Source organism: Shinella sp. GW835-FHT14H05 (assembly GCF_058793575.1).
Genome location: NZ_JBXAFY010000001.1, coordinates 610,281 through 631,463, shown reverse-complemented (window position 1 = coordinate 631,463; position 21,183 = coordinate 610,281). Strand labels below are relative to the sequence as shown.

At 61.4% G+C, this 21,183-nt stretch carries 28 protein-coding genes and 1 tRNA gene; 3 read left to right on the top strand and 26 right to left on the bottom strand.

The window, feature by feature from the left end; translation table 11 throughout:
• The first annotated feature begins 38 nt into the window (after positions 1-38).
• Positions 39-503, top strand: coding sequence for a hypothetical protein (locus AC1Q6Z_RS03125; RefSeq protein ID WP_439618306.1), 465 nt, complete (start codon positions 39-41; stop codon positions 501-503).
• Positions 504-546: 43 nt separating this feature from the next.
• On the opposite strand, the gene AC1Q6Z_RS03120 is transcribed toward AC1Q6Z_RS03125, so the two are convergent.
• From AC1Q6Z_RS03120 to AC1Q6Z_RS03045, 16 genes are all read right to left on the bottom strand, one after another.
• Complete coding sequence (locus AC1Q6Z_RS03120) at positions 547-915, bottom strand: phage tail assembly chaperone (RefSeq protein WP_492647234.1); 369 nt, start codon at positions 913-915, stop codon at positions 547-549.
• Positions 915-1,370 carry a hypothetical protein gene (locus tag AC1Q6Z_RS03115; protein ID WP_492646695.1) on the bottom strand — a complete coding sequence of 152 codons (456 nt, stop codon included), beginning with the start codon at positions 1,368-1,370 and terminating at the stop codon, positions 915-917. Before AC1Q6Z_RS03115 ends, AC1Q6Z_RS03120 begins: the two co-directional genes overlap by 1 nt.
• A 102-nt stretch (positions 1,371-1,472) precedes the next feature.
• Positions 1,473-1,754, bottom strand: a complete 282-nt coding sequence (locus tag AC1Q6Z_RS03110; RefSeq protein WP_492646694.1) for a hypothetical protein — start codon at positions 1,752-1,754, stop codon at positions 1,473-1,475.
• The gene (locus AC1Q6Z_RS03105; protein ID WP_492646693.1) at positions 1,754-2,953 is read right to left on the bottom strand and encodes a phage tail tube protein; all 1,200 of its coding nucleotides are present in this window, start codon (positions 2,951-2,953) and stop codon (positions 1,754-1,756) included. Before AC1Q6Z_RS03105 ends, AC1Q6Z_RS03110 begins: the two co-directional genes overlap by 1 nt.
• Before the next feature lie 72 nt (positions 2,954-3,025).
• Positions 3,026-3,526, bottom strand: coding sequence for a hypothetical protein (locus tag AC1Q6Z_RS03100; protein ID WP_439618310.1), 501 nt, complete (start codon positions 3,524-3,526; stop codon positions 3,026-3,028).
• On the bottom strand, positions 3,526-4,110 hold the full coding sequence (locus AC1Q6Z_RS03095; protein ID WP_492646692.1) for a hypothetical protein: 585 nt from the start codon (positions 4,108-4,110) through the stop codon (positions 3,526-3,528). Before AC1Q6Z_RS03095 ends, AC1Q6Z_RS03100 begins: the two co-directional genes overlap by 1 nt.
• Positions 4,110-4,445, bottom strand: coding sequence for a hypothetical protein (locus tag AC1Q6Z_RS03090; RefSeq protein WP_439618312.1), 336 nt, complete (start codon positions 4,443-4,445; stop codon positions 4,110-4,112). The genes AC1Q6Z_RS03095 and AC1Q6Z_RS03090 overlap by 1 nt, the downstream gene beginning before the upstream one ends.
• Positions 4,445-5,110 carry a hypothetical protein gene (locus tag AC1Q6Z_RS03085; protein ID WP_492646691.1) on the bottom strand — a complete coding sequence of 222 codons (666 nt, stop codon included), beginning with the start codon at positions 5,108-5,110 and terminating at the stop codon, positions 4,445-4,447. Before AC1Q6Z_RS03085 ends, AC1Q6Z_RS03090 begins: the two co-directional genes overlap by 1 nt.
• Entirely contained in the window at positions 5,110-5,292 is a 183-nt protein-coding gene (locus tag AC1Q6Z_RS03080; RefSeq protein WP_439618314.1) for a hypothetical protein, read from the bottom strand. The genes AC1Q6Z_RS03085 and AC1Q6Z_RS03080 overlap by 1 nt, the downstream gene beginning before the upstream one ends.
• 64 nt (positions 5,293-5,356) lie before the next feature.
• The gene (locus tag AC1Q6Z_RS03075) at positions 5,357-6,634 is read right to left on the bottom strand and encodes a phage major capsid protein (protein ID WP_439618315.1); all 1,278 of its coding nucleotides are present in this window, start codon (positions 6,632-6,634) and stop codon (positions 5,357-5,359) included.
• Between the two features lie 50 nt (positions 6,635-6,684).
• Complete coding sequence (locus AC1Q6Z_RS03070; RefSeq protein WP_439618316.1) at positions 6,685-7,290, bottom strand: HK97 family phage prohead protease; 606 nt, start codon at positions 7,288-7,290, stop codon at positions 6,685-6,687.
• A complete protein-coding gene (locus tag AC1Q6Z_RS03065) occupies positions 7,277-8,530 on the bottom strand; it encodes a phage portal protein (RefSeq protein WP_492646690.1) in 1,254 nt (417 codons plus the stop codon). The genes AC1Q6Z_RS03070 and AC1Q6Z_RS03065 overlap by 14 nt, the downstream gene beginning before the upstream one ends.
• Entirely contained in the window at positions 8,527-10,227 is a 1,701-nt protein-coding gene (locus AC1Q6Z_RS03060) for a terminase TerL endonuclease subunit (RefSeq protein ID WP_439618318.1), read from the bottom strand. The genes AC1Q6Z_RS03065 and AC1Q6Z_RS03060 overlap by 4 nt, the downstream gene beginning before the upstream one ends.
• 82 nt (positions 10,228-10,309) lie before the next feature.
• Positions 10,310-10,783 (bottom strand): P27 family phage terminase small subunit, encoded by a 474-nt coding sequence (locus AC1Q6Z_RS03055; protein ID WP_439618319.1) that lies wholly within the window; start codon positions 10,781-10,783, stop codon positions 10,310-10,312.
• Positions 10,784-10,821: 38 nt separating this feature from the next.
• Positions 10,822-11,172 carry an SLOG family protein gene (locus AC1Q6Z_RS03050; protein ID WP_439618320.1) on the bottom strand — a complete coding sequence of 117 codons (351 nt, stop codon included), beginning with the start codon at positions 11,170-11,172 and terminating at the stop codon, positions 10,822-10,824.
• A complete protein-coding gene (locus AC1Q6Z_RS03045; RefSeq protein WP_492646689.1) occupies positions 11,169-11,786 on the bottom strand; it encodes a PIN domain-containing protein in 618 nt (205 codons plus the stop codon). The genes AC1Q6Z_RS03050 and AC1Q6Z_RS03045 overlap by 4 nt, the downstream gene beginning before the upstream one ends.
• 1,012 nt (positions 11,787-12,798) lie before the next feature.
• Between AC1Q6Z_RS03045 and AC1Q6Z_RS03040 the strand changes: the two genes are divergently transcribed.
• Complete coding sequence (locus tag AC1Q6Z_RS03040) at positions 12,799-13,344, top strand: hypothetical protein (protein WP_492646688.1); 546 nt, start codon at positions 12,799-12,801, stop codon at positions 13,342-13,344.
• Positions 13,345-13,470: 126 nt separating this feature from the next.
• Here the strand turns inward: AC1Q6Z_RS03040 and AC1Q6Z_RS03035 are convergent, their stop codons facing one another.
• Both AC1Q6Z_RS03035 and AC1Q6Z_RS03030 read right to left on the bottom strand, forming a co-directional pair.
• Positions 13,471-13,959, bottom strand: a complete 489-nt coding sequence (locus AC1Q6Z_RS03035; RefSeq protein ID WP_492646687.1) for a hypothetical protein — start codon at positions 13,957-13,959, stop codon at positions 13,471-13,473.
• 2 nt (positions 13,960-13,961) lie between these two features.
• Complete coding sequence (locus tag AC1Q6Z_RS03030; protein ID WP_492646686.1) at positions 13,962-14,861, bottom strand: hypothetical protein; 900 nt, start codon at positions 14,859-14,861, stop codon at positions 13,962-13,964.
• Positions 14,862-15,202: 341 nt separating this feature from the next.
• Here AC1Q6Z_RS03030 and AC1Q6Z_RS03025 point away from each other — a divergent pair, with 341 nt between their 5' ends.
• Positions 15,203-15,517, top strand: a complete 315-nt coding sequence (locus tag AC1Q6Z_RS03025; RefSeq protein ID WP_492646685.1) for a helix-turn-helix domain-containing protein — start codon at positions 15,203-15,205, stop codon at positions 15,515-15,517.
• 86 nt (positions 15,518-15,603) lie between these two features.
• Here the strand turns inward: AC1Q6Z_RS03025 and AC1Q6Z_RS03020 are convergent.
• The 8 genes from AC1Q6Z_RS03020 to AC1Q6Z_RS02985 form a co-directional block, all read right to left on the bottom strand.
• A tRNA-Met gene (locus AC1Q6Z_RS03020) sits at positions 15,604-15,673 on the bottom strand.
• A gap of 123 nt (positions 15,674-15,796) precedes the next feature.
• Complete coding sequence (locus tag AC1Q6Z_RS03015; protein WP_492646684.1) at positions 15,797-16,663, bottom strand: transcription termination/antitermination NusG family protein; 867 nt, start codon at positions 16,661-16,663, stop codon at positions 15,797-15,799.
• Complete coding sequence (locus AC1Q6Z_RS03010; RefSeq protein ID WP_492646683.1) at positions 16,660-17,661, bottom strand: hypothetical protein; 1,002 nt, start codon at positions 17,659-17,661, stop codon at positions 16,660-16,662. The genes AC1Q6Z_RS03015 and AC1Q6Z_RS03010 overlap by 4 nt, the downstream gene beginning before the upstream one ends.
• Entirely contained in the window at positions 17,658-17,810 is a 153-nt protein-coding gene (locus AC1Q6Z_RS03005) for a hypothetical protein (RefSeq protein WP_492646682.1), read from the bottom strand. The genes AC1Q6Z_RS03010 and AC1Q6Z_RS03005 overlap by 4 nt, the downstream gene beginning before the upstream one ends.
• A complete protein-coding gene (locus AC1Q6Z_RS03000; RefSeq protein ID WP_492646681.1) occupies positions 17,807-18,130 on the bottom strand; it encodes a DUF6074 family protein in 324 nt (107 codons plus the stop codon). Before AC1Q6Z_RS03000 ends, AC1Q6Z_RS03005 begins: the two co-directional genes overlap by 4 nt.
• Entirely contained in the window at positions 18,120-18,680 is a 561-nt protein-coding gene (locus AC1Q6Z_RS02995) for a hypothetical protein (protein ID WP_492646680.1), read from the bottom strand. The genes AC1Q6Z_RS03000 and AC1Q6Z_RS02995 overlap by 11 nt, the downstream gene beginning before the upstream one ends.
• Positions 18,677-19,591, bottom strand: coding sequence for a toprim domain-containing protein (locus AC1Q6Z_RS02990; RefSeq protein ID WP_492646679.1), 915 nt, complete (start codon positions 19,589-19,591; stop codon positions 18,677-18,679). Before AC1Q6Z_RS02990 ends, AC1Q6Z_RS02995 begins: the two co-directional genes overlap by 4 nt.
• A complete protein-coding gene (locus tag AC1Q6Z_RS02985) occupies positions 19,588-21,183 on the bottom strand; it encodes a DEAD/DEAH box helicase (protein WP_492646678.1) in 1,596 nt (531 codons plus the stop codon). The genes AC1Q6Z_RS02990 and AC1Q6Z_RS02985 overlap by 4 nt, the downstream gene beginning before the upstream one ends.

The window sequence follows — 21,183 nt, the reverse complement described above, 5'->3', positions numbered from 1 at the left end:
TATATCGTCCCGCGCATATCCATGCGGAGGGGGCGACTGTGGCATTCGTTTCAGCGATTTTTCGAATTGTTATCGGCATCATATTTGGGCTTATCGCCGCGTTGGCGTTGTCGCCCGCAGCGGCAGCTTTCTCGGGTGATCCGGATAGCAAGGCACCGCTTGTTATCCCCGTCGTCGTCTTGATTTGTGCCGTTGCCGCGTTCTTTGCACCAACCATCCGCCGCGCGTTCGGGCGAGGATTCTTGCTTGCCGGCGCAAGCTTCCTAGCGTTGCCGCTGTCCGTGATGTTGCTGTCCGGGAAGGCTGCGACGGAGGTCGTCAACGCTTCCGACGGGGTTAATCAAGGCGCGGCGGCTCTCGGGGCCGGAATAGCGGGCGTCGCGATGACTGGAATTGCGACGGTCGTCGGTTTGATCGTCGGAGCCGTCCTGCTCATCATCGGGTTAGTGCTGGCGTTGGGCGGTCGGCGTGAAGTGGTAATCGTGAATGAGCGGTCCAGGTGAAGGACCGCTCCGCAGGCGCCGCTTGGGAAGCCTGTGGTGCTATTCACTCCTCCTCGCCTTGCTCCTTCTTCTCGACGTGAGAGGCCAACCAGGCGTCGTCGATATCCTCCAGGATATCGACCTCCCATGGCGCCAGCTTTAAACCTGAAAATTGAACGAAGGCGGCAATATCGCCCCAACCAAAGGGCGCGCGACCGAAGCCGCCGGAATTAACGCGGCGGCGTATCCGGAAATAGGCTTTCCAGAGGTAATCCAGTGCTTCCGGTCGCGGCGGAACCCGAAGTTGCTCTTCGAGTTCCGCTCGCCTTTTCTTTTTCCGGCACCGGTCGAGAAGACCCTGTAGGGTTTCCCGAAGCGGGTGACCGTCTTTGTCAGGTGCCGCAAGGGCAAATTCCCGCTCCGCGTGGTCGATCAGGTCCCGGCGGAGCGCGGCGTAAAAGACCCTTCGGCCGTCAGGAACTCGGTCGCCTGGACGAACAGGGAGGCGCGCTTCGGATCGATCAGAAGCTTGAAGGCATTCTCCGGGCTGAACGGGTAGGCCGTCCCGTCAATGATCACTGGCGTCCAGCCGAGCAGGCGATTGACAACCCAGCGAACGCTTTTCGCGCGGACGTCGTCGAGCTCTTCCTCTGGAAGGGTGACCTTTTTGCCGTTTAGCCGCCGCTGCTCGATCTGACGTTCTTCGTGCAAGCGCACTTTCGTCAGCCGGTTATTTTGCTCGATCGTTTTTTCGTGGCCTGGGCCGGCGAACGTCCACACCCAGTCCGTCGGACGACCGTGGATGGCCACAGTCATCGTGGCGGTATCGGCGTCCTCGAAATCGGTGAAAGAGAAGTTCGAAACGGCTGCTTCGGTGGTCTTGGTCATTTTCAATTATCCTTTGTCGGAAGGGGTGCGGCCTGCGCACCGACATGCCCAGGCCGCGTCACAGTGACCTCGCTTTCGCGAGCTGTTCCGCTTGTCGGGCGGTTAGGTGGTAGGTGCGGCCTTGGCGGTCGCCGAGATGACGATGCGGTCAAGATCCTCGATCCGGAACGGCATCTGGACGACGTAGCCCTCGGCGCGTGCCGCCTCGATCGCGCTTCGCAGGACACCCGCTTGCCAAAGGACCGCATCATCGGTCGACAAGAGTGGCGAGCCTTCTTCATAGGGACCGAGGCCGCCGCTCTTCGCGGGGAAGGACGCGGTCGACGGGCTGGTAACGACTATTTCGCCGGCCAGCACCGGCGGGTTCTTTGCGCGCCGGACCATCACGCAGCACTCGTCTGCCAGATCGCCATGCAGCGCTCATAGGCGCCGCCGCGCTCATCGATGCCCGGCATGAGGTCGAGCGTCTGCGTGCGCGGGCCATCTTGTCCGATCGCCGATTTCGACGAGGAGGCCAGCGAAAGGAAGGGGATAACCAGCGAGATGAATTCCGACGGCTCGCCTTCCCTTTCGGCGAACAGCAGATGCAGGCTGAGGGTGTCTTCCTCCAGGAACGACTTGGTGCGGCTGAAGTCCTTGCGGAGGCCCGTGATGGAACCGGCGACGGTCATGTTGTTGTCGAAGACGTCGGGCGTCAGGTCGGAGCCGACGACAGGCGTGCCAGCGGCGCGTCGGTCGAAGGTCAGCGACAGGGAGGTGAGATCGACGACTTCCGTGGTTCCCAGAACGATCTTCGCCTCGACCGCGGTAAGGCCCGTGCTGGTCGTATAGGACGGGTTGGTGAAGTAAGGGCTTTGCGCGCCCTCCAGAACTTCCATGTTCCGGCCGACGATGCTGAAGTTGACCGTCGCCATGCCGTTCGGCTGCATTTCGAGCGCCATGGAGCCGATACGGCACCATTCGAACACTTCCGAGCCGTCGATATCGATTTCACGCTCTTCGAAGCAGAAGGCACGGCGCGTCATGCCCTGCGTGACCTTTTTCGGGCGGACGAAGGAGTAGGTGGCGATCGGGCCGGCCTCGACGGTCAGGTCTTCGGCCAGCGTGATCACGGCACCGGTCAGGCCGATGATGCGCAGGTTGCGGTTGAGGTTTTCGTCATCCAGACCAGCGGTCGCGCGGATGACGTCACCGACGCGCAGCCCGGCCGTGATCCAGGAGCCAGCGGACGCCGTGATCGTATTGGCGCCGACGGCAAGGGTCGCGCTCGCGAGGCCGGCCGTATCCTCGTCGATCGTCAGGGCCGGCGAGAACGTGCCCCACCAGGCAGCTTCGACCAGTTCGTCGAACGTGCCGACGGAGAGGTCGCCGCTGTAGTTTCCGGACACATTGCGCGAACCGTGCCGGCCGCGCGTGGTCATGCCGTCGCGGCGGTTTTCGTTCGAGTTGATCGGTTCCTTCGTGAGATTGAGGCCGCCTTCATTGAGCCGGAAGGCCTTGGCAGCCGAGTTCGAGGGCTTTGTGCCTTCGACGGTCTGAAGTTTGTACGAAACCTCGACCTGACGTGCGGTCTGGTACACCATGGATTATTCTCCAGGATATGGTGACGCCTTGCCGAAGGGCGGGGAAACGGCGTTCCGGTCGAGGCCGGAAACTCAGCCGAGATGCCAGTATTCGAACGGGCAGCTCATCGTGACGCGGTGCCAGGAACCATCATTGGTCCACTCGATATCGGAAGCGGAGACGGCCGGGCCGCCCTCGTCGACGCGCGGCGCTAAGGTGCGGACGTAACAGCCGTCATCGCGTTCGTCGTAAAACTTCTTGCCCCGGAATATTTCACCAATCGTCTCGGCATATTCGGTTGCGATCTCGTCGCCGGTGTCGGCAGGGACGAAGACGTGAACCATCACGAAACCATAGACCGTCCAGACCTGCTGCCCCGGCTTGCCGGCGCCGCGCATTCCGCCGCCCGGCATGGTCGAAATCTCTAGGAACACCCATGGCGCTGGCATCTCGACGTCCGGCGCCTGCGGTGTCGTCACCGTCGGCGGCCAGGGCGCTTCAGGCACCTTGTTCTGAAAGGCGATTCGGGTCAGCGTCCAGTTGTCGACAAGGCGCTGCCTGATGGCGGCCTTTCCGCCGCTATAGCTTCCCATCAGCGTATCGCCTCGATTTCGAGCGCCGGGAACCGATTGGCCGATTTGTTGCCGGCCTTCCCCGGCACCGTGCTCCGATAGGTGAACTTGATGCGCGCCTGGTTGCCGAAGCGCTGGCGAAGCAGGAATTCGGCCTGCTCATAGACGTGATCCGTGCCGGGAACGCGCATCTTCATCTTGCCGGCCTCGATCTTGCGCGAATAGGGCAACGGGTTGGTGATGGCCACCTCGCCGGTTCCGTCCCATGCCGCCAGGTCGCTGACCGCGGCACCGCCGACGAGAATGGTGTGCCCCAGGCGGTAATCGCCGGACAGAACAGGCGAGAGCTCGAACAGCAACTCCATCGCCGCGCGGACCACCTCTTCGAGGCGCGGGTATCGGTAGACAATCTGGCCATTGACCTTGACCGCTTCCTCACGGGCGCCGGTGACGCCGTCGACGGTCCTCGTGAAGCGCGCCGGCTTCGGATCGGCTTTTATAATCCGCGAATGCTCACGCTTTGCCGTGTCAATGAGAGCGTGCCGCGTGGCATCGACTGTGGCGCGCGCCGCGACGTGGAAGGCCTGCACCGAGTTCCGGGCCATCAGCTTACCCGCACGCGCAGCTCGACCTTGACGAGCACATTGTTCATTCGGAAGCGACGAACCGCCTCAACAGAGCCCTGTTCGTCCGCCGAGGCAAAACGATCCTTCTTTTTCGGCACGCCATAGGCACCAAGGCTAGTCGGCGACAGCAGCACCTTTCGGTCCGTCTGGTCGACGAGCCCGACCAGTTCCTCTTTGCTGTACTCGATGACGCGCGCCCGCATTTCTTGCTGCGCGCCGGCACCGCGGGCGAAGAATACCTTTTCGCCGCGGCGGGCCAGCGCGGCGTCGAGCCTGGCGATCGAGCCGGCGGGCGTGTCGGAAAGATCAACCATCACGCCACCGGGTTGTAGAAGCGGGCGAGCCGCGGCATGAAATCGGCCGGCAAGCCGGTCGCATCGGCTCCAGGCGTCGCGCCCACCCACCTGTCAGTCTGGATAGTCTCGATATCCGGGATCTCGATGCGCGTTGCCTTCACCAAGGGGTCGACTTCGGCCTGAGAGAGCCGGAGCCGCACCAGATCGGTGACGACGCCGACCAGGCTGAACGGCACCATTTCGAAGCCTGCCTCATATTCGACGACTATCTCCTGCCCTGTCCAAAGCCACTGACGGCCATCGGTCCAGCGGTAGAGAAGGCCGCTTTCCGAGCGAACCGATCGCGGATCGAGCGTGACCGCAATGCCGTCCTGAGTGACGCTGGCGATCTTGACGGCGTGGCGACGCGAGAGGATCAGCACTTCGTTGCAGGAGGCGGAAAACGTCTCTCGTACAAGCTCGCGCCTGAGTGTCGGTTCAACTTCCTCCCCGTTTTCAGCCTCCCCGACCGCGATCCGGCAGGCCTCGACGATCTCCGCCGACGCGCGCTGGCCAATGACGGTCAATTCCGCGTCGCGGCTCCCGTCATTGCCCGCCAGGCCGGCAGCCGTGCGCAGCGCCGCGATCGGCGCGAGCAGCCGGTCCGTCGCTGGCGCCACAATTTGGAAGAAGGAATTCGCCATCAGCCGCGCTTCTCGGCGACACGGGGTTTCACAGCGCGCTCGACGACTTCTTCGGCGACTGGGGCGGCGTACCCCGCCTCAACAAGCCGTTTCGCCTCGGCATCGCCAAAGCGGTCAGTCTCCTCTTGAGGGGAAAGAGCAAAGTCTGCCCCGGCCAAGCCTACGAGCATCTTGATTTTCATCGTCTTCTCCTTCGGTTTTGAGAGCGGGCCGCTGGAGCAGCCCGCCTTACAAAGCAGACCGTTCCTAGGACGCGGCGGTGATCAGGTGCTTGACTGCTGCAGTATCGCCGAGCTCACCGTCGAAGCGGATCAGGCCGGCGATGCCGAGATCAGGCCAGAAGCGCTCTCGCAGCACGCCGATGACCGGAGAACCAACCTTGCGGACGAAGTACTTGCCGAAGTCGCCGAAGAGCATGACCTTCTTGCCGGCGGCGAGCGAATCCATGGCTTGGTTGATGCTGTAGCGATGACCGAGAAGCGTCCCGGGTTCGCCCTTTGTGACGTCGCCCATCTGCCAGAGGAAATTGCCCTGCCCATCCTTCAGCTTTCGGATCGCGGCCAAAGTCGTGTCATTGAACATGAACCGGACCTTCGGGGCCTGCCGGTAGGCGGGATCGACGGAATGCACCAGGTCAATGATTTCGTCGGCAGTGATGGCAGCGGTTGCGGTCGCGGTCTTGCCGAGCGAAGACGCCGTGACAACCCCGTTGGGGTCGCCGGTGCCGTCACCGATGCTGAGCTCGCGGTTGGCAATGCGGCCGAGACGCTCACCAAGAAGTTCGCCGAGAAGGGCTTCGACGTTAAAAATCGAGTCCTGAGCAAGCTCCATGGACCACTTCACGAATTCCGTGTCGTAGACGTAAGCGCCCAGTTCCTTCTGACCGAAGGTGACATCCTTGCCGCCGTCATCCGTCAGCGCGGTAGCTTCCGCATGCTTCTCGGCAGTTACGGCGGTGTCGTCGACCGTCGGAATCTTGATGATGTTGCCGCTGGACGTGGTGATGACCGTGCAGAGGTCCTCGTTGTACATCGGCCCCCATGCTTTCATGGACTTGACGATCTGGTCTGCAAGTTCGACCGGAACCGTAAAACCACCGGCCGTCGTTGTTCCGACGGTCTGAGCCCGGAATTCCTTTGCCGATTGAACGCCAGCTTTCAAGACAGCGCGCTCCTCCGGTTCGAGCTCGCCCATGTCGGCGCCAGAAGCGAGAAACTTGTAGAAAACCTGCCGATATTCGAGCTTTTCGCCGTCGTCCTGGCCACGGGCCTCATCGTCATCCCTGGAGATCGGGCGCTTCCTGCCGCGCTCCTCCTCGGCGCGAGTTTCGAGTCGAGCAACGTGCTCTTCGCGTTCGATCAGTTTCTCCAGGCGATCGTGTTCGGCCATGGCCGCATCGTGCTGGGTTTCCAGTTCCTTCGCGCGTGCCTCATCGGTCGCGGCATTGATCTGGTCGAGACGTTCGCGCGCTTCGGTGACGATGGTCGCCTGCTTCTCGCGCAGTTCCTTGATCCGATTGCTCATCGGTCATTCCTTTCTGGTGTTCAGGAGGGAATTGGGCTTTGGCGCTAAGCCTAAGCTTTACTCCTCGCCCGCACTTGCAGGTCGAGGGAAACTTTCATGCCGACGCGCCGGGCGGCGGCGTTGAAATTCTGTTGGCGCTTTTCCTTCCGCGCCTCGTCAAGCGAGCGCAGCGCGACGGACGTGCCGTCATATGCCGGTTCGGAAACAATCGAGACCTCGCGAAGCTCCACCTCAAAAATGGTCCGCGTCGGGATGTCCCCAGTCTCGTCCCACTCCTGCCGGGTGACGATGAAGCCGAATGACATGCCGGTAATGTCGCCGCGTTCAATCAGTGTCCGCACGTCGCGGCCATCGCTGGTATCTGGCAGGTCGATTTCGACGGCGAGCCCTTTAGCGTCTTCAGCAAGACGGAGCGTTCCCGCCGACGACCGGCCGAGCAACCTGGCGCGCTCGTGGCCGTAATACGCCCGAACGTCTGCCGTCTGTAGCGTCTTGGTGAAGGCGCCGCGGGCAATAACCTCACGGAAGAATCCGCCGATGTCGGTCGTCTCGCCGAACACGGCGGCGTACCCAACGACAGTGTTGCCGTCCGAAGCCGTCGCGCGATGTTCAACCGGCAGCGAGACCGTGCGCTTCTCAGCGTCAGGCTTTGTCATCGTTTTTCTCTCCGTCGATGTCGCCGGCCGCCTTCGCCGGATTGGCAGGTTGTTGTCCGAGCACTACCGTGGCGCCCTGCACCAGCAGCTCATTGGCTGCCGGGTTCATGTGTTTGGGCCTGTTCTCAAGTGCCCGTGCCTCGTTCGGCGTGAGCTGCGCGGTCTGGATACCGCGCGCGATACCCTCGATCCGGCTCTTGAAGTCGCCGCGCATCAGTGCGTCCAGATTGTGCTCGACATACTGGCGGCCACTAAAACGACCGAACAGCTTGAGGTTCATTTCGCCTTCATATGCCGCGATCCATTGCCCGATCAGGTGCTTGACCAGGTGCAAATCCTGCTGCTCGGAATTGTTGAGCGTCGCGTGCGTCAGATCCTGCAGAAATACCGGTGGGAGCTGCCAAACGCGGGCGAGCTCTTCCACCTGGAAGCGACGGGCATCCGTCATCTGTCCCTTCTCAGGGTCCAGGCCGACCGCCTTCAGCTCGTGGCCGACCGGCACCGGGAAGATCGGCTTGTTGGTCTTCTTCGCTTCCTGGATCGCCTCATGGACGTCGGCGAGCGCGCGCTGGACGTTATTGCCTTTCGCGCCAGGCCCCATGAGTGCAAGGGGCGGAACACCGCCGCCGGCAAAGAACGTGCTGCCATAGTCGTTCATAGCGATGGCAAGCTGTATCGCCTTCGTCGCCATGCTGATCGGGCCGCGGTGCGAAATCTGGTCCTCCTTGAGGAAGAAGGGGACGTCGATCACATCTTCGGCCGGGTATTCCTTGTTGTCGTACCGGTAGGCGAGCGAAAAGCCGTCGCGGCGGATCGTCGTCTTGCGCGGGTTCATAGGCCAGAGCGCTTCGATCTGGTTGCCGTTGCGCTCGATCCAGGCGAGGCCGCGGCCGCCGGTGAAGACCTGCTGCCAGAACCATTGATCGAACTTGAATTTGTCCATCAGCGGGTTCGGGTTCTCGTGCAGGACCATTGCCGTCCGGCCCGCCATGCGCTCCGAGCTATCTTTCGTGCGGCGGTAGGCGTGGCGCGGGATTGCCGCCAGCGTCCGCGACAGGAACGTGACCGCGGCCATCACAGCCGGCACGGTCAATGCGCTATCGATCGTCACCGTCGGCAACGTCGCGGACTGGATGCCAAAGAAGGCCAGGAAGTTGCTCTCGCTGACCGGGATCGTCGCGTTTTCCGGTGAATTCGCCGAGCGCGTCTCGCGCGTTAGGTTGAAGCCGAAAAGTTTCATCGTGCCACCAGGGAAAAATTCGGATCATCCCAGGGCGACACCGGCGCCTCATAGGTCTCGACGACTTCGCTCGCCCCCGCGAGCATCGCGAGCACGACCAGGCCATCAATTCGCCCGCGTTGAACTTTCTTGACGAAGAACCGGTTGTTCTGAGCGTCGGCTTGCACAGCAGCGTTGCCCGAGCACCACTTCGTCACTGGGCTTTCGTCGATTGCGATCTGCTCGGTGAGGATCATGTCCTCAAGTTGCTGGAGGCTACGCGGCATCCAGAGAGCCTTTTTCGACTGCATGCCCATCCGACCTTGGCCGTGGATCATGATCTTGAGTCCGGACCCATATTCCTCCTCCGGCGACCAGACCCATGTTTCGAGCCCGATGCGGTCGCAGGCCTGGCGGAAGTCGGTCAGGAAAGCCGGGTCGACGACCATCACGTCGACGTCGTAGTCGTTGCAAAGTTTCTGCACTTCGGTAGCGACGAAGTCGTATTCGATCGACCGGCCCGGCACCGCGTTGATCAGGTTCGCCGCAGCCCACTCGACATATTGCGCGTGATCCTCTTTCGCCCGCTCGGCCAGTTTGTATTCCGGTTTCCAGTACCGCACCGCGGCGTGAAGGACCTCGTCCTCGTCACGGAAGCCGACGCCCAGCGCGGTCAGGTCGTTCTTTTTCGACAAGTCGAGGGACAGGAACACCGTCCGCTTCTTCGCCTGCCGAAGGTCGACCTTTCGCTGAACTCGCTCCCATGCATCGAGGTCAATCCAGTATTCCGAGGAGCCCACCGGCACGCCGAAATATAGCCGCTCCGTCTGGAGCCTGGTGCCGACCGATAGCCGCGAGGAGTTTACCTCGATCCGGACGTTTTCGATCGGGAATGTGATACCGAGGCAGGGCATGGCCTTCGACCAGCAGCTTTCATCCTCGAAAGGCTTATCTTTCGGGTCGACACGGGCGATGAAGGCGAATGCCGAATCGTCTTCGGCCTCGCCGCGCAAGATGCGCTGGTGCATCTCGCTCCATTCGGTTGCGATAATCTGGTCGGCTGCCGGCGTGTTCGTTGACATCCAAAGCAGGAAGTCACCCGGCATCTTGGCGCCGGCCGATCGCCACGTCTTCAGTGCACCATCCGACTTCCATTCGTGGATCTCATCCGCGGCAACGAACGACGGCCTCGGCCCATTGACCTTCTCGTCGCCGGCAAGAGCTCGAAATTTCGAACCGCTCTCCGGATGTTCGAGCATCCACGTCATATCGCCGGTGCCGCGGGGAAGAAAAATGCCCCTGGAAACCAGCGTCTCGCCTTCATATTCGGCGTCCGGCAGGTCGGCATTCACCATCGCCACCGCATCGCCGAACAGCACATTCGCCTGGTTGCGGTCCTTCGCGATGGCATAACACTCGGCGCGTGGAATTCCGCGAAATGCCACGGTGTAGAGGCCGATCGCTGCCGCGACGGGCGATTTGATCTGTCCCTTGCCCGCTTCAACCCACGCCGTCCTGAAGCGGAGGCGACCGTCGTTTCGATGCCACCCAAAAAGCGAGCCGACGACGAAGGTCGTGTAGCTGGGAAGGTTGAATGGCTCCCCAGCCTTCGCGCCAGCCGTTACGCTCAGCATTGCCGGGAAGAAGCCGAGAGCGTGCGCGGCCTTCTCCGGCCGCCACACCAGGCCGCGCTTGGCACCGCGCTCCAGATCGTCCAAATGCCGGCGGCATGCCCTTATCGCGAATTCACCGGAGACGATCCTTCCGTCAACGACCGCCCTCGCCCAGGCCGTCGTCGGATCATCCGGCGCTCGGCTTGAGGTAGGTGTCCGATTTCCGGCTTTGCCTTTTGCCACTCTGCACCTTTACAGCGCGGCCACGCTCCACCGGCGGGATGCCGAGAGCGGTTTCAGCCGACTGCATGCGCTTGGCAGCAGCATCGGCGATGGCCTTATAGGGGTTGTGCATCGGCACGCTGGTTCTGGGCGCCGGTACGATAGGGCCGTGAATGGCGACATGCGCCTCGGCCAGTTTCCAGTCGGCATATGCGCCGGCGGCGATCTCGATCAGCGCGCCATTGTCCTTGTCGAGCGTCTGTTTCAACGTCATGGACTTCACGAGCTGCGCCCACCGCTCTTTCGCGATAGCCGCCCGCTGTTGCCCCCATTTCCCGTCCTCGAATTCGATCAGCCATTCGGGCTCATCGAGAATGACCGGCGTGCCGGGGAAGCCGCCGTCGATGACATTGGAGGGCGCCGGTTTACGGCCTCGCATGTGACCTCGCTATCGCGGCACCGTGCCGCGCACGACGCCTACATGAGTTCGATTGGCTTGCCGGCCTTCAGGCCCTGCTTGATGGTGTATTCCGTCCCGCCTTTGCGGGCGGCGCTGACGAAAGCAATGATGCGGTCGCAGTCCGCGACGACGGCGCGGTTCCGCGCGTAATATGCTTCGGTGTATTCGTGCCGCTTCTTGCAGCCGGTCAGATCCGGAAGGTGTTCAACGACCGCCAGGCCGCGCGCCCGGGCCGCGTGTGTTGCCCAGGTGTCCGGCCCTTCGCACCCACCCGAAACCACGATCGTGCCATCTGGCAGATTGCGCACGGCGGCGATGACCGCATCCTGGTCGGTCCGTTCCCGGCTACCGATGATTGCTACCTTCATTTCACGGTCCCGCTTATCCAGGCGATTGCCATGGCCGGCACACCGGACTGGCGCAGACGGGTCAGCGCTTCTTCCAGATGCCAGCCGCTTGTTGCGACGTCGTCAACCAATATCACAGGTTGCGTCGGGTGCACTAGCATATTCAATTGCGGGAGCTTCGAAAATTCCTTTGGATGCGAGACGCCATCAACGAACCTGTCGGCGAAGAGCTTCGAGAACGGCACGTCCAGCCGGCCCGCCACCGCCTCTGCCATCCGGACCGCGAAACTGTCCGGCCGCCGCGAGTGGCCAACGGCAACAGTCGAAACCATCCAGTCGACGGGCCGACCGATCAGCATGCCAGCGAAGTCGGCGATCTCAGCCGCGGCGCCATCTATCACGACCTGGTCGACTGATCGTTTAGCCGATCGCAGCGCCGCAACGTCTTCCTTCCTCGCCCTGCTGCTCCATGCCCGCACCGAAAGCCAGGCGATCCCGTTCCGGGTATAGATCGAGCGGCGGGAAACCAGTGAGCCGAGGGGACTTGCGACCGGAACACCGGGCTCCACCTCGTCAGTCTCTGCCGGCATGGTCCACCATGACGACGATAGGCGGCTGGTCCAATCCTCGCTCAAGGAAAGTCCCCCCTGCGAATTTCATCTCAATGCGAACGATGGCCCCGGTCGGTCAGAGGCCCCGAGCCCTCCCAGAGGCGGCCCACCCCCCCCTGTTGCACATCCGCTACACGTTTGAATATTGCTTGGACGCGTAATATTCTTTCGTCTCAGGCCTTGGCCTTCAGGCCCTGTTCCATGGGTGGTTCGGGTCAAGGGGTTGGCCTGTCACGTCGCACCCTGAGACAATTAGCTTCCCGTCGTGCCGCCTCTTACCCGATGCAAGCTCTTTCACCCTGCCATCGTGGTTGCCGCATAGGGTGCGGGTGTTCTCGATGACGTCATAGCTGGTCGGGTGGTCTACGTTTGGCCTACGCATGACGTGGTCGCATGTGAGCCGATGCGTCGGTGTCTGACATCCCGGCACGATGCATCGCCATCCATCTCGCTCGTGTGCTGCCCTCTATAGGGCGCGCCAGTGTGGAGAGCGGTAGTAGCGGTTGCGGGCCATGCCTATCGACTCCTGCACTGTTGCTCTGCAATATTCGCGGATTGCAATGTAGCGTTGGCCGCCGACATTCGGCCTAGCGGGGGAGTTATGAGTTCTGAAGCAGACACGAGCGGAGCACGCGACATCGACCAATGGCGAGGTATCTGGTACTGCACCGCGCCCAAATGTGGCGAGGTCAATGGACAGTGCAACGTGGGGGTGACACCGGAAGGCGACGGCCTTTATTTCACCAACGAACTTGGCGACACGGCCGCTGGCATCGCGGAAGGTGGTGGTTTTCGCCTACCTCAGTGGGGCGACCTGTCAGTGCATATGTCCGGGGCAGGCGATCATGCGAGGCTGACATTTTCGAACGATACTTGGTGGACGCGCCGTCGAGTTTAGCGATTGGATGCGCTGGTGCTGTCTGCCACCTAGCATGGGAGGATGATCAACTGGCGGGCGCGTGGCGTCTGCCTCTCGACTCCTTCGATCAGGCGTTGCAAGTTCACCGCGAATATGACCGTTGGGAGAACCTTGAATATGCCGACTGGCTTCGATCTGTGCGCTACACTCGAGCAGAACGTAAATCCGAGCAACCTCAACCAGAATTGCTATTTCTGTACGGTGGCCGCTCTCAAGAACATGAGTGTTAGTGACCTTGTGGCTCTTGCAGGAACGATGCAGCAGGACACCGCCAATCGGGGTGAGATCGAAGCGTTATTTCGAGATGCCGGCCTGTCAGCTAAACCGTATGTTCGCGCCGGCTTTAACATTCGAGTTGCAGGCGCGAACGAAGGATCTACGATCCACCAGGCCCATTACCTCATCGCTTCGACAGTCAGTTCAGGGCAGTATTTCGGGATCGACTTCCGCCGACCGGACGGCTCCGGGCACATGGTCGTGGGATACCGCGAGTACAATCAATTTGGCAGCATAGTTTATGCTGACTTCCAAGTCCCGCCTGCTCAAAGGCAGATCCTCTCATGGCCGCCTGAGGGGGGACAGAACTACGTCTACGGTATCTGGCTCAACACTGCGAACGACATCCCTGCGTCCAGTTCATCGGCCATGGACGTAGACGGGTGACCTCCAGCGACGGTTTCGCTGCTGCTGTCTGTCGCCACGCAGCGGAGGGCGATGGGCTGGCGGGCGTAACAACAGACGCCTATCGCGAGAGGCATACGATGTTGGAATGGCTTGTGCTTCTGAGCCTTACTTTCCGCGAATTTGCTCTATTGCCTTATCCAGCCGGGTTTTCTGGATGGCCCTGAGACTAAACGGCAGCGTTAGTGACGCGATAAATGCGAGCACGGTTAGGAAGAACGTCACACGCTGCATGTACCAATAGGCGCGGCTTGCCGGGTCGATGAGCATGAAGACAAACAGGCTGATCAACAGGAGGACATAGACGATAAAGATGTCTGTTTGCCTGTGAATCTTTCTTTGTGTTTCCGCCGCTGACAAATAGCTGTGGCGCCATGATTGGTCCAGCAGCATGCTCGGATCGCCCAAGATGGATATGACCGCAATCAGGACGCCCGCAAGGATGGAAAAAATTGTCGCAATGAAGCTCAAAACGTCAGCTTCGTTAGAAAGCCGGCTTCCAAAGAGAACAGTAGCACCCGCAGCGACCATCAGCGCCGCAATAGCAGCCCCGATACGACTCCTCGCAAGTTTCCTGTGTCCCGGCTTGTCGGTCATGATCACGCTATGCCGTTGAGGAATTCGGTTATCTCGTTCCAGGCCATTACGTAGTTTAACACAGCTACCTCGCCGGGTTGATGGTAAGAGGAGGTCAGAAGAAGCTGTTCACGCGAAATTTTCGCCTTGTTGAGCGTTCGGATGGTGAACTCCTCGTCGTCTTCCACCGCGTCTGTAGCCAGCGCCGTAAGCGTGTCGATCTCCCCTTCAAGTGCGCGACGGCGTGCATTGATTGTCAGGCTGACATTCATGCTTGCCAGGTCGTCGATGTTCGCGTCCGGATGATCTTCTTCAAGTCTCGTCGACAAGGCAGTTGCGATCGCGCGGGCGACTGAGGTCCCGATAGTCACGGGTTGCGCGGCCACGACAGCCTGCGCATTAACGTGAGGAAGGCTAAGCCCGAGCTCAAACCGATCAACGCCCTGTGCGAGAAGTTCACGTATCGCGGCTTGGTCCGCACGTGCGGAAAGGTGCAAGCGGTTACCAATACCGTCTCCGTGCCCGAGTTGTATCAAGCCAGCGAGAACGTTCCGAACAGTCGTCGTCCGCGCTCGGCCTCCGACAACAAAGCCCACAGCGTCGTGCCTTACCACGATGGCGATTTCGCGCTCTGTGAATTCCGCACCACGAGGAGCTGCAGCAACAGAGAGATCCCCTGCCGGAACCCCAATCGCGCGCGGGCTGATGGCCTTGCGACGACCCGGTACGTGCAGTGATACGTGCAGCCGCACCTCTCCCCGTCGCGACAAGTCGCGGTGCCGGACCTCGCAGATTTCTCCGCCGGTCGGGAACTCAGTGTCACTCACGTTCGGCCTAGCCTCTAATGTCTGGCTAATCAGAGCGCGAAGATTTTCACGGGCGCCGAACCACTCGACGCTACGGTAATGAATCGTTTTTTGCATGATGCCCCCAAGTACGGGGTATCAAATCACACCAATTGCAAAAGGCGAGTCATTTCTTCAAATACCCGACATGGTTATAATCAGCTTCAGCGTACATTTTAGGACAATTTAAGCCAAAGAAGGCTATACACAGCGTACATTGTACGCTATAGCAATCTCACCGAAGCAGTTGCGCTTCGGGTCTAGAAGGAGGTGAGACGATTGAAATTCCGGCTGACGCTCAGGTTTAAGGCTTGCAGGCTAACCCTGACCTTCAGCTTCCGAATAACGGGGATCGGGCATCGGCCCGGTCCCTCCGGAAAACATTTCGTCTCACCCCTTCCATCGAGAGGAACGATACCATGACACCAGACGATTTCAAGGCATGGCGCGCGGTAATGGGCTTCAACCAGATCAAGGCAGCGGAGAAGCTGGGCCTGTCTAAGTCGACGATCGAACTCTACGAGAAGGGCGCACGGCGTGACACTGGTGCCCCTGTCGAGATCCCGCTTACCGTGGCCTATGCCTGCACTGCGATCTACTCCAACATGAGAGCGTGGCATGACACACTCGATTGCAAGGAAGCGCTTGCCTCGCCAAAGCTGGCGAAGATGAGACGCCAAGAGCATGTCGCAGATGTCATCATGTCGCTGGAGGATAAGCCTGCACAAGGTTAGCTCAGCCATTTTATCGGCCGTAGGACGTTCCGGTCCCTACGGCCAGCCAGCGCTCGAACGGAGGAGACAAGCGCCGACTATCTGGTTGCGGGCTCGGGAGTTGAACCCGATGTTTCCGGATTATGAGACCGGCGACTTACCGTTTGTCCTGCCCGCTGAAGCTGAAAAAGGGTGCAACTTCCCCATCGCGCCGAATGCATTTTGTTCGGCAGTGGGACCGGCAGCCTGTCAGCGCGAAGCATGAGGGGCGCAAGGAATTCAGTCATCCCGCGCAGGAAACTATACCGGTTCGCGGAAATCATCAAGACTCTTGTCCTGCTCAAGCCCGTCCAGCGCGGAAGCTATTCCCATAATCCTCGCCTGCGTCACCGCCGGCAGCGAAGCCATGCACTCGTCGGCGTAGACACGCAGGGAAACAGTCCGGCCCCGGCCCTTCGGCAGATGCCGGCCTAGCTCCGTGTTGAGGATCTGCTTTCGCTTGAAGCGAGCCTCCTCGGTCTTCTGCGCCTTCTGGAAAATGAAGCCCTGATGGCGGTCGAACATCGCGATCATCAGGAAACGCACATCCTCCTCGCTCACCGGAACTGGCCTGCCACCGATCGAAACGATATCGACGACGCCGTCCACATCCCTCACCGCGTTAAAGCCGAGGCCGGGGTTTCGAAGAATGAACACATAGCCGACGAGGAAGGGAAGTCGCTGCTCGCGCAGCTTGCCGCCCCGATGCCGTCGGTACTCGCGCCAGAACGACGGCGAATAGACGTCGATGCCAGCGTGTCGGAGGTTACGCTCCACGATGCTCTCCCCAAGTCGGTGGGGCTCTTCATCCGGTATTGGCCTCGCCATCTTTTGGGAACCGGGAGCAACACGAACGGCATACCAGTTCTCGCCAGCCTGTCGCGCCACGTCGCCGCATGCGCTCCAGTCCACGTTGATGACGGTCTTACTGGCCGGCCGCCCTCCTACCGCCTCAAGGTGCAGGCGACGACGACGGGCTGGCAGCACTATTGCATTTTCCCGGCCGGCCGCTGCCAACGCGGCGAGCACCCGGTTCCGGTAGAGCTTGCCGTCGGCAATTGTCCAGCCTCGGTGATCGCGGTCCACCACGACGTAGCTCTTTCCGGTTTCAGTTTTCGTTTCTGTCAACGCGCTTGTCTCCTGAAGCAAACATCCGCCTTGCACGGCAGAATTCCGAATGTCGTCTTGGGTATCTCGAAGGTGAAGGCATACTGGCGCTGGAACGTGCTCGCCTTCACCGTGGCGGTGCCGCCCTCAATCGTCATGTCCAGCGTGCCGAACGGCGACTTGCCGGTGGCGAACCATTTCCGGAACGTCAGGAAGTTCGCCTCGGTCAGGAAGTCGCGCGCCGAGCGGACAGCATCGAGCAACGGCGGGAACGCCTTTAGTGCTGCTTGCAGGCGCTCGCCGCGTGCCACGATCTCGTCGGCGGCAGCGTCTGCGCCGTAGCCCATCTCCCACTCCGGCAACGGCAGACGGGCGTCCTCCAATGCGGCGCGGATCTCCTCCAGCTTGTCGCACGGCCGGAAGTCGGGAGTGAAGAAATCCATGCCGGCGAGTTGGCCGGTCTTCGCGAAGCGGTCAGCCGACAACGGCACCGTGTGCTGCCCGGCCTGCACCCGATTGAAGAACGGGGCGAAGTCCTGCTCCTCCCATCCGAAATGCGATCTGCATTCCTGCAGGGCCTTCGCAACGGGCTTCATTTGCGCGGCCGCGGTGATCAGCCAGTGCACATTCGGCCCGATATCGGCCCACAGCTCCTGCGCCTTGATCGCCTTGAGCTCCGTGCGGAAGCGGACCTCCGCCAGCTTGAAGTCCTCCTCGAAGTGCCTGGCGGCGCAATCGTGGCCGATGAAGCGGACTGCACTCTCGGCGGGGAACCAGGCCATACGGCCGATCGCGAACTTCGGGCTGTTCGGAGAGCACACCGGGCAAGGCACCATCGAGCCGCCCTCGCGCTTCTGCACCGGGACGCGGACGTCGTCGGACAGGAGAAACATGCCCTCGCTGTTAACCGGCCTATCGGTCGAGACGCCCTTAAAGCTCTCCGGCCGCCCGGTTGCGTCGATATGGCGATGCCAATCCCGGAGGTATTCGGCGGTGGGGCGTGTGGCGTGCGCGCTCATAGGCCCATCTCCGAGTGAACGACGGCAGCACCCAGCAGGGCGGCGATGCCGAGGAAGAAAAACAGCGAGGCCGCCTCGGACGGCATGGTGTGGTAGCCGCTTGAAATGAAGCCGCCCGCCAGCAGCGTGAGCGCGTAGGAGAATTTCATGCCGCACCTCCAGAATTATCGGACGCGGGCGACACGACCGGCCGCCACGAGGCGTTGACCTTGTTGCACTCGCTATCGATGGCCTTCAGGTATGCGACGCGTTCGCTCTCGACCTCAGCGGCCGGCACGTCGGCAGCCTCAAGATGACGGCAGAAGGTTTCCATGGCGCGAGACAGGACGTGGTCGGCTTCGCGGTTGGTTCGGGCTTTGGAAAGCTGGACGGCGACCTTCCGAGCGTGGCCTGTTCGAAGGCGAGCCGGGAACGGGATGATCTTGCGCGGCGGCGTCCATGCGAAGAGAGGGAGATCGTCATGCGACATCGGGCGTACCCCCCATGGTATATCTATATGTGTCCCCTGCATGGGACTGTGAAACGTCGGAAATCGGCTTCACAGTCCGCTGGGTGGGGCTGTGAGGGGCAGTTTTCACCGTTTTCGATGCGGTCGTGTCCCGTGGGTGGGACTGTGTGTCCCCTGCATGGGACTGTGTTTTTTTCGCAAGGCCCCACCGCGTGAAGTCTTTTGTCGGCAATTCACCGGTGACGTCGCAGGGATATTCGGTCAGTCGCCATTCCGTGACGGCGCGGTTTTTGACGTTGAAACCGCTGCTCTTGGCCTTGGCGATAAAGCCCTTTTCCTGGAGAGCATCGAGTGACCGATTAGCCGTGTTACGGCCCATATTCAGCTCGTCGGCCAGATCGCGGCACCCAAGACCTATGCGTCCATTATTGGACCCATCGTATCGCCATTTGACTTCGATGTAGGCGCAACGATCTATGGGCGTCAGCGCTTTCCATGCCTCGCTGCGCTTCACGTAGCCGTCGATCATGACGAACTTGCCCTTGCCTTTGCGTTTGTATTTGCTGCTCACGGCCGCGCACCTTTCAGGAAGTCACAAATCAGCCGCTGGACAGCAAAGAGCCCGTCGCGCTGGTGGATGTCGTTGAGATCGTCACCTACTGCCGGCGGCAGCAGGAAGGGCACACCTGAGCGGCGTGCGTAGAATTCGCCGGCACCGGCGCCGCCGAATTGCGGGATGGGCCTGTCGTGGTCCGTGGCAATGTAGGATCGGCCTTGGGCGCCGCGTGCCACCGTTTCGACGTTGGATGCGGAGAAGCACACAAGAACCGTCGCCGTGTGCCGGAGGGCCTTCAGGGCGGCCCGGAGCGTCAATCCGGTGGCAAACCCTTCGCAAAGCCATCTATCGCGCCCGGTGGCGATCCTGTGGCTGGCCCCGCCCATCTCGCCGTTCGCGAGGAACTTCTTTTCCCCGCTCTCCCAGATAAGCTGGACGCTGCGCACCACCGCGCCGATGCGGGCGGGGATGACGATCGCGGCGCCGCCCTCGTCCGGCACGAGATACTTGCCGCCGATCCTGACGACGACGGCCGCGTCGACAACCAGCGCCAACTCGTCGGGGAAGCCCTTAGCGACGAGATATGCGTGTGTCTGAAGTTGTGCAGCCGCGACGAGGCGCGCGGCGATGCCGGCTGCCTCCTGCGCGCGACGGACTCGCTCGGCTTGCTGCTTGTGAATGTCCTGCCGAACCTGCTTTCGCACTGTCGGCGACGTGGCGTCCTTCAGCCACACAGTCGAGCTCTGGCCCGTCTGCCAATTGAACCCGGTGACGCACGCGTCGTTGATCATCACGCGCCCGTCGCCCTTGCCGTTCTTTCCGGAAAGGGTCGACGTCTTCAGCCACCGGCCGAAGTCGAGCTTGCCCGTCGGTGGCAAGATGCCGACGTCAGCGCAGGCGCGGGAAACGGCATCGTCCACCGTCATGCCGCCACCTTGCGCTTATTGCCCTTGCGGTAACGGCTGATTTCCCGCTCAACGAGCGAGGCTTCGTGCTGCGTGACCGCGGAAGGATAGGCCGGCGCGTCGTAAAGCCCCATCGGCAATTTGCTATCGGGATAGATGCCTCGCCAGACACCAAAGGCCCATCGTCGCGCTGCATCCTCCCCGCCCCTGCTGGCGACGAGGCAATGCGACAACGCGGCGTTCCAGACGGCCTTCGGGTCCTTCAGGCAATCCGCGCGCAGGCCGGAACGCGGCCTGAAGGCCGTTGCGGCAGACAAGTCGAGGTCGACGAGTTCGCCCTGCACGAACTGGATGGTGCTCGCCGTGGGACGCTCCCATCCGCATGCGGGGCACGATATTGCCACCGGGGCAAGCTGGAGCCCGCAGCAACCGCAGAAGTGCTTCGCCTTTTCCTTCTCGGCCGGCTCGCGCGGTTCGCTGTCCTTCTTCTGCGCGGTCGACAGGCTAGCGACGCCGTATTCGTAGAGCCAGGCCGTGTCATCGGCGAACGAAATGCAGTTCCCGGAATGGTCGAGCCAAAGGCCGAACTGCTTTCCGGGGAATGTCCGCATGACGCGGCCCATCTCTTGTATGTGGCTGGAGAATGACTTTGCGTAGGGCCGGCAGGAGATGCCGCACAGCACGTCCGGCACGTCGAAGCCCTTGGTCAGTACCGCACACGAGACAAGGCCATGGATCGCGCTATCCGGCTTGCGGAACTCCTTGATTTTCTCCTTGCGATCGTCATCCGACTTGTCGAGGTAGGAAATCTGCTGAAAGTTGAAGCCGGCCTCGGCGAACTGGCGGCAAAGCTCTTCGCCATGCTTTACCGAAGGCGAGAAGACGATTGTCTTCACCGGTCTGCCGAATTGCGCGACGGTCTGCTCTATCCAAGTCCGGACCACGTCGCCGATGATGACGATACCGCGCTGGCCGGCCTCCTCATCCTCATATTCGCCGTCGAATTTCTTCTTCGCACCTTTCATGTCAGGGGACACGCAGGCCTTGATTTTCAGGGGCGCGAGATAGCCTTCGGCGAGGAGGCGGTTCACGGTGGTGACGTTGACGATGCCATCCCAATGATCGGCCATGCCAGCGGTGAAGGGGGTTGCTGTGAGGCCGATGACGCGGGCGTCCTGCGCCTCGTCGATAAGCTTCAACACCGACTTATATTCGCAGTGCGCTTCATCCCAGAGGATGAGATCCGGCAGCTTACGGATGCTGCGACGGCCGAGCGTCTGTGCGCTGGCGATCTGCACAGGCTTGGAGTAATCGGTCAGGCGGTTATCGCCCTGGATGATACCGTGATCGATACCGTGGGCGAAGAACCGCTCGCTGGTCTGGTCGATCAGCGTCACCCGGTCCACGATGAACCACGCGGTCGAGCCCTTCAATTGGCTCCGGAGAATGAAGGACATGCCGATCTCGGTCTTGCCAGACCCGGTCGGTGACGCCAGGACGATACGGCGCGCGCCAGCGGCCATCTGCCCCCGCACCGCCGTCACGGCGCCCTCCTGATAGGGCCGAAGATCGATCTCGCGCGGCTTGAAGGGCTCGTCGAAAAGCGAATGCAT

Coding starts and splice junctions, on each gene's coding strand:
- AC1Q6Z_RS02990 (WP_492646679.1), bottom strand. CDS start 19,591: ATGACGGTGGACGATGCCGTTTCCCGCGCCTGCGCTGACGTCGGCATC.
- AC1Q6Z_RS03010 (WP_492646683.1), bottom strand. CDS start 17,661: ATGAGCGCGCACGCCACACGCCCCACCGCCGAATACCTCCGGGATTGG.
- AC1Q6Z_RS03050 (WP_439618320.1), bottom strand. CDS start 11,172: ATGAAGGTAGCAATCATCGGTAGCCGGGAACGGACCGACCAGGATGCG.
- AC1Q6Z_RS03110 (WP_492646694.1), bottom strand. CDS start 1,754: ATGGTCCGGCGCGCAAAGAACCCGCCGGTGCTGGCCGGCGAAATAGTC.
- AC1Q6Z_RS03065 (WP_492646690.1), bottom strand. CDS start 8,530: ATGAAACTTTTCGGCTTCAACCTAACGCGCGAGACGCGCTCGGCGAAT.
- AC1Q6Z_RS03090 (WP_439618312.1), bottom strand. CDS start 4,445: ATGGTTGATCTTTCCGACACGCCCGCCGGCTCGATCGCCAGGCTCGAC.
- AC1Q6Z_RS03040 (WP_492646688.1), top strand. CDS start 12,799: ATGCCGACTGGCTTCGATCTGTGCGCTACACTCGAGCAGAACGTAAAT.
- AC1Q6Z_RS03105 (WP_492646693.1), bottom strand. CDS start 2,953: ATGGTGTACCAGACCGCACGTCAGGTCGAGGTTTCGTACAAACTTCAG.
- AC1Q6Z_RS03000 (WP_492646681.1), bottom strand. CDS start 18,130: ATGTCGCATGACGATCTCCCTCTCTTCGCATGGACGCCGCCGCGCAAG.
- AC1Q6Z_RS03100 (WP_439618310.1), bottom strand. CDS start 3,526: ATGGGAAGCTATAGCGGCGGAAAGGCCGCCATCAGGCAGCGCCTTGTC.
- AC1Q6Z_RS03095 (WP_492646692.1), bottom strand. CDS start 4,110: ATGGCCCGGAACTCGGTGCAGGCCTTCCACGTCGCGGCGCGCGCCACA.
- AC1Q6Z_RS03085 (WP_492646691.1), bottom strand. CDS start 5,110: ATGGCGAATTCCTTCTTCCAAATTGTGGCGCCAGCGACGGACCGGCTG.
- AC1Q6Z_RS03005 (WP_492646682.1), bottom strand. CDS start 17,810: ATGAAATTCTCCTACGCGCTCACGCTGCTGGCGGGCGGCTTCATTTCA.
- AC1Q6Z_RS02985 (WP_492646678.1), bottom strand. CDS start 21,183: ATGCATTCGCTTTTCGACGAGCCCTTCAAGCCGCGCGAGATCGATCTT.
- AC1Q6Z_RS03070 (WP_439618316.1), bottom strand. CDS start 7,290: ATGACAAAGCCTGACGCTGAGAAGCGCACGGTCTCGCTGCCGGTTGAA.
- AC1Q6Z_RS03025 (WP_492646685.1), top strand. CDS start 15,203: ATGACACCAGACGATTTCAAGGCATGGCGCGCGGTAATGGGCTTCAAC.
- AC1Q6Z_RS03075 (WP_439618315.1), bottom strand. CDS start 6,634: ATGAGCAATCGGATCAAGGAACTGCGCGAGAAGCAGGCGACCATCGTC.
- AC1Q6Z_RS03030 (WP_492646686.1), bottom strand. CDS start 14,861: ATGCAAAAAACGATTCATTACCGTAGCGTCGAGTGGTTCGGCGCCCGT.
- AC1Q6Z_RS03115 (WP_492646695.1), bottom strand. CDS start 1,370: ATGACCAAGACCACCGAAGCAGCCGTTTCGAACTTCTCTTTCACCGAT.
- AC1Q6Z_RS03080 (WP_439618314.1), bottom strand. CDS start 5,292: ATGAAAATCAAGATGCTCGTAGGCTTGGCCGGGGCAGACTTTGCTCTT.
- AC1Q6Z_RS03055 (WP_439618319.1), bottom strand. CDS start 10,783: ATGCGAGGCCGTAAACCGGCGCCCTCCAATGTCATCGACGGCGGCTTC.
- AC1Q6Z_RS03035 (WP_492646687.1), bottom strand. CDS start 13,959: ATGACCGACAAGCCGGGACACAGGAAACTTGCGAGGAGTCGTATCGGG.